Source organism: Duganella sp. Dugasp56 (assembly GCF_047304105.1).
Classification (GTDB): domain Bacteria; phylum Pseudomonadota; class Gammaproteobacteria; order Burkholderiales; family Burkholderiaceae_D; genus Rugamonas; species Rugamonas hordei.
Genome location: NZ_JBGLYQ010000015.1, coordinates 1 through 12,841, shown reverse-complemented (window position 1 = coordinate 12,841; position 12,841 = coordinate 1). Strand labels below are relative to the sequence as shown.

Here is a 12,841-nt window from a genome sequence, read left to right as displayed (position 1 = left end):
AAAATCGCCTGGCTCAGCAGGCGATTTTTTTTTGCCTTACGCGGCGACTTTTTCGTCGCGCAGCTGGCGGCGCAGGATCTTGCCGACGTTGGTCTTCGGCAGCTCGTCGCGGAATTCGATGTACTTCGGCTTTTTATACGCGGTCAGCTCGTGCTTGCAGAACTCCAATATCTGCTCGGCGGTCAGGTTCGGATCCTTGCGCACCACGAACAGCTTGACGGCCTCGCCGGAATTCTTGTCCGGCACGCCGATGCACGCCACTTCCAGCACGCCCGGGTGCGACGCCACCACGCCCTCCACTTCGTTCGGATACACGTTGAAGCCGGACACGATGATCATGTCCTTCTTGCGGTCGACGATGCGGGTGAAGCCCTGCTCGTTCATGATGCCGACGTCGCCGGTCTTGAAGAAGCCGTCGGCCGTCATCGATTTGGCGGTCTCGTCCGGACGGTTCCAGTAGCCGGCCATCACCTGCGGGCCGCGGATGGCGATCTCGCCGGTCGAACCCAGCGGCAGCACGTTGCCGTCGTCGTCCAGGATGCACACTTCGGTCGACGGAATCGGCAGGCCGATGGTGCCGGTGAATTCCTTGATGTCGACGCGGTTGGCGGTGGCCACCGGCGACGTTTCCGACATGCCGTAGCCTTCGATGATCGGCGTGCCGGTCAGCTTCAGCCAGCGGTCCGCCACCGCCTGCTGCACGGCCATGCCGCCGCCGTTGCAGACCGAGTAGGACGAGAAGTCCAGCTTGGCGAACTCGGGATTATTGAGCAGCGCGTTGTACAGCGTGTTCACCGCCGGGAACACGGCGACGCGGTACTTGGCCAGTTCCTTGACGAAGCCCGGGATGTCGCGCGGATTCGGCACCAGCAGGTTCAGCCCGCCCATGCGCATGCCCATGAAGGCGCTGATGGTCAGCGAATAGATGTGGTACAGCGGCAGCGCGCACACAAACACCAGCTGCTCCTTCTGCTGCTTGAACTGCAGCCACGCTTCGTTCTGCAGCACGTTGGCGATGATGTTACGGTGCAGCAGCACGGCGCCTTTCGACACGCCGGTGGTGCCGCCGGTGTATTGCAGGAAGGCGATGTCGTCATGGCCCTGCTTGACCGGCTGCAGCGTCAGGCGCGCGCCTTCGGCCAGCACCTGCTTGAAAGACACCGAACCCGGCAGCGAAAACGCCGGCACCATCTTCTTGACCTTGCGCACCACCAGGTTGACCAGCATGCCCTTCAGCCCGCCCAGCATGTCGCCCATGGTGGCGACGATCACATGCTTGACCTGGGTATGCGCGACCACCTGCTGCACCGTGGTGGCAAAGTTTTCCAGCACGATGATCGCTTCCGATCCCGAGTCGACCAGCTGGTGCTGCAGCTCGCGCGGCGTGTACAGCGGATTGACGTTGACCACCGTGTAGCCGGCGCGCAGGATGGCCGCCATCGCCACCGGATATTGCAGCACGTTGGGCAGCATGATCGCCACGCGCGCGCCCGGCTGCAGGCCCTTGCTTTGCAGCCAGGCGCCCATCTGCAGCGACAGCTTGTCCAGCTCGCCGTAGGTCAGGAACTTGTCCATGCAGACGTAGGCGTTGCGGTCGGCATACTTGCGGAAGGATTCCTCCAGCAGGTGGGTCACCGAGCGGTACTGCGTGCTGTCGATTTCCGCGGGGACGCCTTCGGGGTAGGACTTCAGCCAAATCTTTTCCATCTTATGCAGCTTTCTGGTTCTGGCCGGGTGGTTCATCGCGCAGCATGCGCCGCAGGATTTTCCCGACATTGGTTTTGGGTAGCTCCTCGCGGAACTCGATATATTTCGGCTTCTTATAGCCGGTAAATTGTTCTTTGCAATAGGCCATCAGCTGCTCGGTGGTCAGGTTCGGATCCTTGCGCACGACGAACACCTTGACCGCCTCGCCCGAATGCTCGTCCGGCACGCCGATGCAGGCGCATTCGAGCACGCCGGGGTGGGCGGCAATCACGCCCTCCAGCTCGTTCGGATAGACGTTGAAGCCCGACACCAGGATCATGTCCTTCTTGCGGTCGACGATCTTCACGTAGCCGCGCTCGTCCATCACGCCCACGTCGCCCGATTTGAAATAGCCGTCGGCCGTCATGACCTTGGCCGTTTCGTCCGGACGGTTCCAGTAGCCGGCCATCACCTGCGGACCGCGGATAGCGATCTCGCCCGGCTGGCCCAGCGCCACCTCGTTGCCGTCATCATCGAGTATGGCGATATCGGTCGACGGCACCGGCAAGCCGATGGTGCCGCTGAAGGCGGTGCTGTCGGCGCGGTTGCAGGTGGCCACCGGCGACGTCTCGGACAAGCCGTAGCCTTCGATGATGGACACGCCGGTGACCTTCAGCCACTTGTCGTTGACCGACTGCTGCACGGCCATGCCGCCGCCGTTGCAGATCTTCAGCCCCGAGAAATCCAGGTTGCCGAATTGCGGATGGTTCAGCAGCGCGTTGTACAGCGTGTTCACCGCCGGCAGCATGTTGAACTTGTACTTGGCCAGTTCCTTGATGAAGCCGCCGATGTCGCGCGGGTTCGGAATCAGGATGTTGAGCGCGCCCACGCGGGTGCCCCACATCGCGCAGCAGGTCAGCGCGAAGATGTGGTACAGCGGCAGCGCGCACACGATGGTGGTCTGTTCGGTCACGCCGCCCAGCGCCGGCGCCGACCAGGCCTCGCTTTGCAGCAGGTTGGCGACCACGTTGCGGTGCGTCAGCGTCGCGCCCTTGGACACGCCGGTGGTGCCGCCGGTGTACTGCAGGAAGGCCGGATCGGTGGGCTGCAGCGCCACCGGCGTCAGCTTCATCGCGCCGCCCTGCGACAGCGCATCCTTGAAGCGCACCGCGTTCGGCAGCGAGAACGGCGGCACCATCTTCTTGACGCTGCGCACCACGAAATTGACCAGCATGCCCTTCAGGCCGCCGAGCATCTCGCCCATGCTGGCCACGACGATGTGCTTGACCTGCGTGCGCCCCAGCACCTGTTCCAGCGTGGTGGCAAAATTTTCCAGGATGAGGATGGCTTCGCTGCCCGAATCGTTGAGCTGGTGCTCCAGCTCGCGCGGCGTGTACAGCGGGTTGATGTTGACCACCGTGTAGCCGGCGCGCAGGATCGCGGCGATCGCGATCGGATACTGCAGCACGTTCGGCATCATGATGGCGACCCGCGCGCCCTTTTTCATGCCGCGGCTTTGCAGCCAGGCGCCCAGGCGCTTGGAATAGGCGTCCACTTCGGCATAGGTGAGGAACTTGTCCATGCAGACGTAGGCGTTGCGGTCCGCGAACTTGTGGAACGACTCTTCCAGCAGCTGCACCAGCGAACCGTATTGGCCGGGATCGATGTCGGTCAGCATGCCGGGAGGGTACGACTTCAACCAGATTTTTTCCATCCTGTGCCTCGTGTCTCAATATTATCGTTGTATGGTCCGGCGCACAGTGCCGGTTCAGCGTCGGGGTGTCGTCTGCGCGAGTTACCGGAGCTTACTTGTTACGATGCTATCGGGCAGCAAGCTCGGACGCAAGCGCATTTAACCATATTTGAATGCGGCTTCTAACGGCTTTTTATGTTGCGGCGCAACATCAATGTGTGCCTTCCGGGGCGGCCGCCGGCTCCTTGCTGGTCTCTGCATTGAGCATTACCGGGCGGCCCAGTTGTTGCAACTGCTGCTGGCGTTGAACTAGATCAAGAGATGCTAAATTTTGCACCGCAGCATAAAATCGCACGAACGTTCGTTCTTGCTTTAACAACGTGCGAAAGGCGGGCAAATAATCGTGGTAAGTTCCCACCGCGCTGAGGTGGGCGTTGGTCAGCGGCTCGGCAAACCAGCGGTCGTAGCCGGCATAGCCGCCCCAGCTGTCCTTGAGCTTCTGGTAGTCGGTTTTCAGGTGGGCGAAGATGCGCAGCTTTTCCGCGCGCTTGTGGCGGGTGCTGGTTTTGCCGGCGTACAGGTCGGCCAGCATCTTGCGGTGGGCGACCAGCAGCGCCAGGAAATCCTGGCGACGGGCGTTGTAGCGCGTATAGGCTTCGCGCATCGGATCGGTGCCGTACAGCTCCAGCCAGCGCGCCACGCCGGCCTCCTCCACCGCCGTGGCGAAGCCTTCGTTGAATTGCGAATCGCCCTGCACGTACACCACCTGGTGCGCCAGTTCGTGGAACACCATGCGCGCCAGTTCGGCGTCCGAATAGTTGATGAAGGTCGACAGCAGCGGATCGCTGAACCAGCCCAGCGTGGAATACGCGGGCACGCCGCCGACCTGGACGTCGTTGCCTTCCTTGCGCAATTCGTCGGCATAGGCCATCGCGTCTTCCTTGCTGTAGTAGCCGCGGTAGCTGACGCAGCCGGCGATCGGGAAGCACCACTGGATCGGCCGCAGCGACAGCTCCGGCGTCGCCACCACGTTCCACAGCACGAAGGGCCGCGACAGCGCCGCGTAGTTCTTGTAGCTGGCGTTGTCGGGCAGGCCCAGTTCCCGGACCGCGAACTTGCGTATCAACAGGGCTTTTTCCAGGCGGGCCTTGAGCTGGGGATCGGTGGACGGATCGCCCAGCCAGTCGTCAATCGGACGGGCGTCCGACCACAATGCGTACTGGCCTTGCGCGGCCTGCATGTAGTACTTCAGTTGCGCGCAACCCGCCAGCAGAAGTGCTGCACATGCCGCCGCCAACCAGTACCTGGCGCGGACGATCCGGCGGGCTAAATTGCGCATACATTACCTTCAAGCAGCGACTCTTTCGACTTGTACCAGTGTATCGTAAAAAGTTGGTGCGCGGCCCATATCGGTTAACTGTTGGCTGGTAACCTCATTGGCGTTTTTACCATCCCGCCCGAGCTTTTTCCACCACACTGACAAGCCGACAACAAGACCGGCGCGGGCCTTGTCCGTCACGCGCGCCTTGGCGATGAAAGTGCCGCGGTCATTGAAGATGCGCACCATGTCGCCGTCGGCGATGCCGCGCGATGCGCTGTCGTCAGGATGGATGTCCAGGTGCGGCTCGCCCTCCGCCGAACGCAGGCTCTTGACGTTGACGAAGGTGGAGTTGAGGAAGTTGCGGGCGGGCGGAGAAATCATCGCCAGTGGATAGCGTTTTGCCAGTTCCGGGTTGCTCGCCACCGATTCGTACGGCGGCAAATACGTGGGCAACGGATCGAGTCCGTCGGCCTCCATCGCGGCCGAATAAAACTCGCACCTGCCGGACGGCGTAGGGAAGCCGCCCCGCGCGAACGGCGCCTCCGGCATGTTGAGTTTTTGCCAGCCTTTGCGCTTCAGCGATTCCCAGTCGAAGTGGATGGCGCGCGCGTCCTGCGCGTTGAAGGCGATGGCCGCCAGTTCGTCGTCGCTGTCCTTGAAGCAGGGATCGTCGTAGCCCATCGCCGCCGCCAGCAGGCGGAAGATTTCGGTGTTGGCCTTGGCCTCGCCCATCGGCGCGATGGCGGCGTTGTTGGCCATCATGTACAGGTGGCCGTAGGAGGTGTGCGCATCGACGTGCTCCAGCTGCGTGGTGGCGGGCAGCACGATGTCGGCATAGTCCACGGTGTCGGTCTGGAAGTGCTCCAGCACCACGGTGAACAAGTCCTCACGCGCGAAGCCCGCCATCACCTTCGACGAATCCGGCGCGATCGCCAGCGGGTTGGCGTTGTAGACGATCACCGCCTCCACCTGCGGGCCGAACTCCGGCGAGGCAGGCCGCAGCAGGTCGTCGCCGATGGTGGTCATGTTGATGGTGCGTGGCAGCTGCGTCAGCAGGTCCGGCCGCTGCAGCGCCGCCTTGTCGGTCGGGAACGAGCCGCTGGACGACAGCTGGATGCCGCCGGCCGGATGGCGCCACGCGCCCACCAGCGCCGGCAGGCAGGCCATGTTACGCACCGACATGCCGCCGCCGCGCACCCGCTGCACGCCGTAGTTGGTGCGGATCGCCACCGGCTCGCCGGCCTTGGCCATGCCGCCGTACAGGCGCGCCAGGTCGACCACTTCCGCCACCGTGATGCCGCAGGTGTCGGCGGTGCGCTCCGGCGTCCATTCCGCCGCGCGCGCCTTCAACTGCTCGAAGCCCAGCGTGTAATTGGCGATGTAGTCGTGGTCGAGCAGGTCCTCGGCGATCAGCACATGCATCATGCCCAGCGCCAGCGCGGCGTCGGTGCCCGGCAGCAGCGCGATGTGCTGGTGGCACTTCTCCGCCGTCAGCGAACGGTAGGGATCGATGGCGATCAGCTTGGCGCCGTTGCGCTTGGCCTCCTGCGCGCGGGTCCAGAAATGCAGGTTGGAGGCGATCGGATTGCCGCCCCAGATCAGGATCAATTTGGCATGCTGGAACTGTTCCATGTCGATGCCGACCGAGCCGCCGATGGTGTACTTGTAGCCGGTAAAGCCGGCCGTCGCGCAGATGGTGCGGTCCAGCAGCGAGGCACCGATCTTGTTGAAGAAACGCGAAGACATCGATTCGCCCTGCAGCAGCCCCATCGTGCCGCAATAGCTGTACGGCAGGATCGCCTGCGGCGCGCGCTCGGCCAGCGGTTTGAGCCGCGCTGCGATGGTCCGCAACGCCTCGTCCCAGCTGATGCGCTCGAATTTTCCCTCGCCCTTTTTGCCGACGCGGCGCAGCGGGTACAGCAAACGGTCCTCGTGATAGGTGCGCTCGGTATAGCGCGCCACCTTGGTGCACAGCACGCCGGCGGTGGTCGGATGGTCGGGATCGCCCTTGACGGCGGTGGCGACGCCGTCCTCCACAGTCACCAGCAGGGCGCAGGTATCGGGACAATCGTGCGGGCAGACCGCGCGAACTTGTGTCGTTGTCATGTCAAAAGTCCAAAAAGCGTACACTGAAAGCAGTATGGTAAACGATTAGGCAGCCATTCCGTCCGCTCTGGATTTGTTTGGCTGACAAGGGCTACAATGGCTGTTCTCGCTGCTCAAAAGGCAGGCGAACCCTACATTGGAGAAGCAGATGAAATTAGTTGAACCCATCATTGCATTTCAATCGGAAATCCAGCAAATCCGGCGTGACCTGCACGCCCATCCAGAGCTGTGCTACGAAGAAAAACGCACCTCGGACGTGGTGGCCGACAAGCTGAGCGAATGGGGCATCCCCGTCATCCGCGGCCTGGGCCTGACGGGCGTGGTCGGCATCATCAAGAACGGCAGCTCCACGCGCGCCATCGGCCTGCGCGCCGACATGGACGCGCTGCCGATGCAGGAGGTGAACACCTTCACCCATGCCTCGCGCCATCCGGGCAAGATGCACGCCTGCGGCCACGACGGCCACACCGCGATGCTGCTGGGCGCCGCCAAACACCTGGCCGAGCACCGCAATTTCGACGGAACGGTGTACCTCATTTTCCAGCCGGCGGAAGAAGGCGGCGCGGGCGCGCGGCGCATGATCGAGGACGGCCTGTTCGAGCAATGCCCGATGGATGCGATCTACGGCATGCACAACTGGCCGGGCGCGCCGGTCGGCACCATGAGCGTGGTCGAGGGACCGATGATGGCCTCCAGCAACGAGTTCTACGTCACCGTCAAAGGCAAGGGCGCGCACGCGGCCCAGCCGCACAAGGGCATCGATCCGGTGATGGTGGCGGTGCAGATCGCGCAAAGCTGGCAGACCATCATCAGCCGCCAGAAGAGCCCGCTGGACACGGCCGTGCTGTCGATCACGCAAATCCATGCCGGCAGCGCCACCAACGTGATCCCCGACGAGGCCGAGCTGGTCGGCACGGTGCGCACCTTCACGCAGCCGGTGCTGGACATGATCGAGCAACGCATGGGCGAGATCGCCAGGCACACGGCGGCCGCGTTCGGCGCCGAAGTCGATTTCACGTTCCGCCGCAATTACCCGCCGCTGGTCAACCACGCCGCCGAAACGAAGTTCGCGGTCGAGGTGATGAAATCGGTGGTCGGCGCGGACAACGTCGACGACAACGTCGAGCCGACCATGGGCGCGGAGGATTTCGCCTTCTTCCTGCAGGCCAAGCCGGGCTGCTACGTCTTCATCGGCAACGGCGAGGGCGACCACCGCGACGGGGGCCACGGCCTCGGTCCGTGCGTGCTGCACAACGGCAGCTACGACTTCAACGACCACCTGCTGCCGATCGGCGCCAGCTTCTGGGTGCGCCTGGCCGAACAGAGCTTGCCGATGGCCTAAGCCAATTTATCGGGGGCGGTGCCGACGCGCTGCCCCGGATTCAAGGCCTCCAGTCCCAGCAGCGCCGCCGAGTGGTCGGCCTGCGGGACGGTCTCCACCAGCGACTGGTAGCGCTCGGTCACCAGCTGGGTCACCGGCAAGGTGATGCCGGCCGCCTCTGCCGCGGCCAGGATGTTGCGCTGGTCTTTCAGCTGCGTCTTCACCTGCCCGCCGGCGACGAAATTACGCTCCAGCATGCGCTGGCCGTGCACGTCGAGGATCTTGCTTTCGGCGAAGCCGCCGCGTATCGCCGCCCGCATCGCCGCCGGATCGGCGCCGGCCGCCTGCGCCAGCAGCATGGCCTCGGCCACGATGTTGATGGTGGCGCCGACGATCAGCTGGTTGCACAGCTTGGCCACCTGTCCGCTACCGGCCGGGCCGACCAGCGTAGGCCGGCCCATCGCCGACAGCACCGCTTCCGCCTCGGCGAAATCCTCGGCGCTGCCGCCCGCCATGATGGCCAGCGTGCCCGCCGCCGCGCCGCCCACGCCGCCGGACACCGGCGCGTCGACAAAGCGCCGGCCCTGCGCCGTCAGCAGCGCGTGGAATTCCTGCGCCTCCGATTGCCGCGTCGAGCTCATGTCTATCCACAGCGCGCGCGGCGCCAGCGCCGGCAGGGCGTCCTGCATCACGCCGCCGACGATGGGGCCGGCTTCCAGCATCGAGATCACGATGTCGGCGCCGCGCACCGCCTCGTCCAGCTGAGCGGCGGCCTGCGCGCCGGCGCCGGCCAGCGCCTGCGCCTTGGAAAAAGTGCGGTTCCAGACCGTCACGGGGTAGCCCGCCGCCAGCAAGCGGCGTACCATCGGGTCTCCCATCAAGCCGATACCCAGAAAGGCGATACGCATAGATACTCCAACTCCTGAAATAGTCAAAACGGCCGCCTCCGGAATTATTTTTGGAACCCCGGTACAATCTCGGCAGCCGTATTAGTGAGAAATACAGCACAAACCTTGCAAGGATACTATGTTCGCTAAAAAAATGATGGCGGCTGCAGCCGCTCTGCTGCTGGCCCAGGCAGCTTACGCCGAAGACAAACTGATCGATTCCGTGTCGGTCGACTATGGCAACGCCGCCAAGGTCCAGATGACCCGCATCAGCGTGCAAAAAGACTGGAGCGCCCGCTGGTTCCAGTCCAACGGCACGCACCTGAGCGGCTACTGGGACCTGACCGCCGGCTTCTGGAAACAGAACCAGTACCAGAACGTTTCCGGCCGCTCCAAGAGCCTGTGGGACATCGGCCTGGACCCGGTCTTCCGCTGGGAAAATGATAACAAGAAGGGTATTTACTACGAAGGCGGCATCGGCGTGCACCGCCTGTCCGAGCTGTATGACAACGACACCTATCGCTTGTCGACCCACTTCCAGTTCGGCGACCACATCGGCATCGGCTATGTGCTCGACAACAACTGGGAAATCGGCGCCAAGGTGCAGCACTTCTCGAACGGCGGCTACAAAAAGCCGAACACCGGCGTGAACTTCATCGTCGTCAAAGCGGCCTACCACTTCTGATGTATGTGTAAAAAAGCGGGGGTCAGTTCCGGCAATCTGCCACGCGTGGCAGATTGCCGGAACTGACCCCCGCTTTTTTACACGTTCGATTCAGCCACAATCTTCCAGTTCTTGCCTTCCTTGGCCCAGTACTGCTTCTTGCGCACCGCGTGGCGGTATTTGCCGACCACGATCTGCTGCGTGAAGCTGCTGACGATGACCTCTTCCTGGCTGGGCTGGCGGAAGAAGCTCGGCTCGGTGACCGTCACGCTGATCTTCTTCGCGCCCGGCAGGAAGCGGTTCTTGTCCAGCCAGGCATTCACATCCTCGTCGGCCGCCGACTTGAAGCGCGGCGAATACAGCGCGCGCAGGCTGGCGTCGTCGCGGTTCTCGACATCGCGGCGCCAGCTCTCCACCAGCGAACTGGCGACCAGCAGGTCGCGCTCCATCTGCTCCTTGCTGACGAACTCGACCTGATCGCCGATCAGGATCGGCGTCTTGCCGATTTCCACGGTCCGGGTCAGCGTATTCAAATCGTCATTGCTGACCACCACGCAGCCGTCGGTCGACAGCGGCGGACGGCTGAAGGTTTCCGGCGGCGTGCCATGCACCCAGATGCCGGAACCGCTGCGGCCCTGCACCTTGTCCCAGTCGTTCGGATAGTCCAGCGGCAACGCGCCCTTGCCGTACATGTCAGGCAGCTTGATTCCCGGCAGATGGCCGATGATGTAGTACACGCCCACCGGCGTGCGCATATCGCCTTCCTTCAGCTTATGAATGCCCAGCTTGCCCTGGCTGACGTAGAAGTCCGACAGCAACCGGATCTGGTCGTTGCGGTTTTCATACAGGTACAGGCGCGAGTGCTTGGCGTCGACGATCAGCGCGTGTCTCTGGTCCTTGCGCATCTGCAGCAGCGCGCGCGGCACCAGCGCCGACGATGGACGGCCAGGCTCGGCCTGCATGCGCACCGCGGCCTCGCGCCGCAGGTCGGCCAGCTTGGAGTCGGTTCCTTGCGGTGCGGCGGCGCCTATCGTGGTCACCGCGCGGGTATGCATCAGCAGGATATCGCCGCGCACCAGGTGGCCGAGGCGGAAATTGGGATAGGCAACGACCAGCGCATCGGCCTTCTGCTGGGCGACGCGCAGGTTGTGCTGGGACAGCTCTTTGTAGATATCAGAGAGCATGTCCTCAGGGTTGGCTTTACGGGCAGCAGCCCGTACCGGCTTTTTTGCGGCGTAGCTGACCTCTCCTCCCAATACGCTCAGAAGGGCTACGCACAACAAACTCCTTGCACGCCAGTGTTGCGAAAATCTAAAGTGTGACATCAGCTACCCGAGGACTCCTGCTTGATCTGCCATTTTCCACTATTTTTGATCAGCACGAGCGTCTTCCGGCTTTTGGCGGTCAAACGATCCGATTCATAGGTCTGGCGGAAGGTAACTTTCGCCGTATTGCCATTCACAACCACTTCCGGTCCGCCCACTTCCACGCGGATGCGGCCCTTGCCTTCAATGCGGGCGCGGCGCTCATCGGCCCACGCCTTGCGCGACAAGCCCTTGGGGGGCTCGAACTCGTGGCTGTAATAACCCAGGTAGGAATCGACGTTTTGCGAGGCCCAGGCCTTGGCCCAGCCATTCACTTGGGCCAGCACCGCGTCGCGTTCGGCAGTGTCCGGCTTGGAGGCTTTTTCCGGTTCAGGCTTGACTGGTTTGGGCGGCTCGATCTTGGCCGGCTTGGCCGGCTCGACTTGGGCGACCACCGGCGCAGGCACTGGTTTGGCCGGCACAGGTGTCGGAGCAGGTTTGACCGGTTCGGCCTTGGCCACCACTGGGGCCGGCGCAGGTGCCGGCTTCGGCGGTTCGGCCTTGGCGATCACCGGTGCAGGAACAGGCGCGGCCGGCTTGGCGGCAACAGGCGCCGATATCGGAGCAGGTGCTGGCGCCGGTGCGGCGGCAACCTTGGTCGCAGGCACCGGCGTTGGCGCCGGCGGCGTGACGGACAATGCCGGGATCCGCTGCTGCGTAGTCTGCTTGCCGGCGTCCGCAGGGATTTGCGAAATCAGCGGTGGCGCCGAGCTGGCGGTGCGGGGCGGCGTCGCCTGCGCCACTTGCGCAGCAGGGGCCGGTGCGGGCGTTGGCGCCGTCGCGTCCGGCAGGCCAACCTTGGCGCCGGTGCTGCTGGAGAAGTTGCGCAGCAAAGTCAGCTTGGACTTGACCGGCGCATTGTTCGAACCCAGCGCCAGCGCCTTGTCGTAGGCCTGGCTGGCCATCTTGCCATACACGTCGCCCAGGTTTTCGTAGGCGGTCATATAGCTCGGATTGGTGCGGATCGCCCGTTCCAGCGCAACGCGCGCCTTGTCGTACTGGCCGTTGGCCGCATACAACACCGCCAGGTTGTTATAGGGCTCCGGCAGGTCCTTGTAATCTTCAGTCAACCTGGTGAAGATGGCGATGGCCTCGTCCGACTTGTTTTGCTCGGTCAGCAGCACGCCCTTCATGAAGCGCATCTGCGGATCGGCTGGATGTTTGCTCAGGTATTCGTTGGTCTTGTTCAGCGCTTCGACGACTTTGCCGGCCTTGGCCAGTTTGCTGACGTCGGCCATCTCATCGGCGCGCGCAGGCGCTTGCATGAAGACGGTTGCTACGATGCCGGCGGTAGCCAAGGCACGATACAGCGTGGATTGGGCTGTCTTATTTTTCATTGAGGTGTGAAGCAAGCGCGAAAGAACACATGGTACACCTTTAGTTTCCTTAGATCAAAATCTAGCGTGTATCTTAAATGCGTCTTTAACCACAAAAGCAAAAAACCCCACCAGGATCACCTGGTGGGGTTTCTTATATAACTAGCCTGACGATAACCTACTTTCACACTGGTTGCAGCACTATCATCGGCGCAGAGTTGTTTCACGGTCCTGTTCGGGATGGGAAGGGGTGGGACCAACTTGCTATGGTCATCAGGCATTGACTTGTACTGGCGTCGCGTCTTTTTCCGCGCCGCCTGGAATCTGGAGGAAGTATTATAAACGATTTATATCGTTTATGCAGTAAATTTTCGGTAATGAAGTTGTATCAACGAACGTTCCAACGTACTTCTCATTCACCATAACCTGCCAAGGTTATAGGGACAAGCCGTACGGGCAATTAGTATCAGTTAGCTTAATGCA

At 62.7% G+C, this 12,841-nt stretch carries 9 protein-coding genes and 1 rRNA gene; 2 read left to right on the top strand and 8 right to left on the bottom strand.

All coding sequences use genetic code 11. The annotated features are described in order from the left end of the window. Window positions 1-36 precede the first annotated feature (36 nt). The 4 genes from ACCD07_RS12340 to ACCD07_RS12325 all read right to left on the bottom strand — a co-directional run bounded on the left by ACCD07_RS12340 (window position 37) and on the right by ACCD07_RS12325 (window position 6,806). The gene (locus tag ACCD07_RS12340; RefSeq protein ID WP_413447493.1) at window positions 37-1,707 is read right to left on the bottom strand and encodes a long-chain fatty acid--CoA ligase; all 1,671 of its coding nucleotides are present in this window, start codon (window positions 1,705-1,707) and stop codon (window positions 37-39) included. A gap of 1 nt (window position 1,708) precedes the next feature. Next, a complete protein-coding gene (locus ACCD07_RS12335) occupies window positions 1,709-3,400 on the bottom strand; it encodes a long-chain-fatty-acid--CoA ligase (RefSeq protein WP_176655812.1) in 1,692 nt (563 codons plus the stop codon). A 190-nt stretch (window positions 3,401-3,590) separates the two neighbouring features. After that, the gene (locus ACCD07_RS12330; protein ID WP_176655813.1) at window positions 3,591-4,718 is read right to left on the bottom strand and encodes an aminopeptidase; all 1,128 of its coding nucleotides are present in this window, start codon (window positions 4,716-4,718) and stop codon (window positions 3,591-3,593) included. Between the two features lie 9 nt (window positions 4,719-4,727). Continuing rightward, complete coding sequence (locus ACCD07_RS12325) at window positions 4,728-6,806, bottom strand: molybdopterin-dependent oxidoreductase (protein ID WP_413447492.1); 2,079 nt, start codon at window positions 6,804-6,806, stop codon at window positions 4,728-4,730. Window positions 6,807-6,954: 148 nt separating this feature from the next. On the opposite strand from ACCD07_RS12325, the gene ACCD07_RS12320 reads away from it, so the two are divergent. Continuing rightward, the gene (locus ACCD07_RS12320) at window positions 6,955-8,148 is read left to right on the top strand and encodes a M20 aminoacylase family protein (RefSeq protein WP_413447491.1); all 1,194 of its coding nucleotides are present in this window, start codon (window positions 6,955-6,957) and stop codon (window positions 8,146-8,148) included. Here the strand turns inward: ACCD07_RS12320 and ACCD07_RS12315 are convergent. Then, on the bottom strand, window positions 8,145-9,035 hold the full coding sequence (locus ACCD07_RS12315) for an NAD(P)-dependent oxidoreductase (protein ID WP_413447490.1): 891 nt from the start codon (window positions 9,033-9,035) through the stop codon (window positions 8,145-8,147). The genes ACCD07_RS12320 and ACCD07_RS12315 overlap by 4 nt on opposite strands. Window positions 9,036-9,153: 118 nt before the next feature. On the opposite strand from ACCD07_RS12315, the gene ACCD07_RS12310 reads away from it, so the two are divergent. Next, on the top strand, window positions 9,154-9,699 hold the full coding sequence (locus ACCD07_RS12310) for an acyloxyacyl hydrolase (protein WP_413447489.1): 546 nt from the start codon (window positions 9,154-9,156) through the stop codon (window positions 9,697-9,699). 77 nt (window positions 9,700-9,776) lie between these two features. Here the strand turns inward: ACCD07_RS12310 and ACCD07_RS12305 are convergent, their stop codons facing one another. From ACCD07_RS12305 to rrf, 3 genes are all read right to left on the bottom strand, one after another. Then, window positions 9,777-10,862 (bottom strand): L,D-transpeptidase family protein, encoded by a 1,086-nt coding sequence (locus ACCD07_RS12305; RefSeq protein WP_413447488.1) that lies wholly within the window; start codon window positions 10,860-10,862, stop codon window positions 9,777-9,779. A 140-nt stretch (window positions 10,863-11,002) separates the two neighbouring features. Then, window positions 11,003-12,379 (bottom strand): tetratricopeptide repeat protein, encoded by a 1,377-nt coding sequence (locus ACCD07_RS12300; protein WP_413447487.1) that lies wholly within the window; start codon window positions 12,377-12,379, stop codon window positions 11,003-11,005. 144 nt (window positions 12,380-12,523) lie between these two features. Next, window positions 12,524-12,636: ribosomal RNA gene (gene rrf, locus ACCD07_RS12295) — 5S ribosomal RNA — on the bottom strand. Between the last annotated feature and the right edge of the window lie 205 nt (window positions 12,637-12,841).

Bases quoted from the DNA above. Each gene is read 5' to 3' on its own strand.
- ACCD07_RS12325 (WP_413447492.1), bottom strand. From the start codon at position 6,806: ATGACAACGACACAAGTTCGCGCGGTCTGCCCGCACGATTGTCCCGAT.
- ACCD07_RS12300 (WP_413447487.1), bottom strand. From the start codon at position 12,379: ATGAAAAATAAGACAGCCCAATCCACGCTGTATCGTGCCTTGGCTACC.
- ACCD07_RS12330 (WP_176655813.1), bottom strand. From the start codon at position 4,718: ATGCGCAATTTAGCCCGCCGGATCGTCCGCGCCAGGTACTGGTTGGCG.
- ACCD07_RS12340 (WP_413447493.1), bottom strand. From the start codon at position 1,707: ATGGAAAAGATTTGGCTGAAGTCCTACCCCGAAGGCGTCCCCGCGGAA.
- ACCD07_RS12305 (WP_413447488.1), bottom strand. From the start codon at position 10,862: ATGCTCTCTGATATCTACAAAGAGCTGTCCCAGCACAACCTGCGCGTC.
- ACCD07_RS12315 (WP_413447490.1), bottom strand. From the start codon at position 9,035: ATGCGTATCGCCTTTCTGGGTATCGGCTTGATGGGAGACCCGATGGTA.
- ACCD07_RS12310 (WP_413447489.1), top strand. From the start codon at position 9,154: ATGTTCGCTAAAAAAATGATGGCGGCTGCAGCCGCTCTGCTGCTGGCC.
- ACCD07_RS12320 (WP_413447491.1), top strand. From the start codon at position 6,955: ATGAAATTAGTTGAACCCATCATTGCATTTCAATCGGAAATCCAGCAA.
- ACCD07_RS12335 (WP_176655812.1), bottom strand. From the start codon at position 3,400: ATGGAAAAAATCTGGTTGAAGTCGTACCCTCCCGGCATGCTGACCGAC.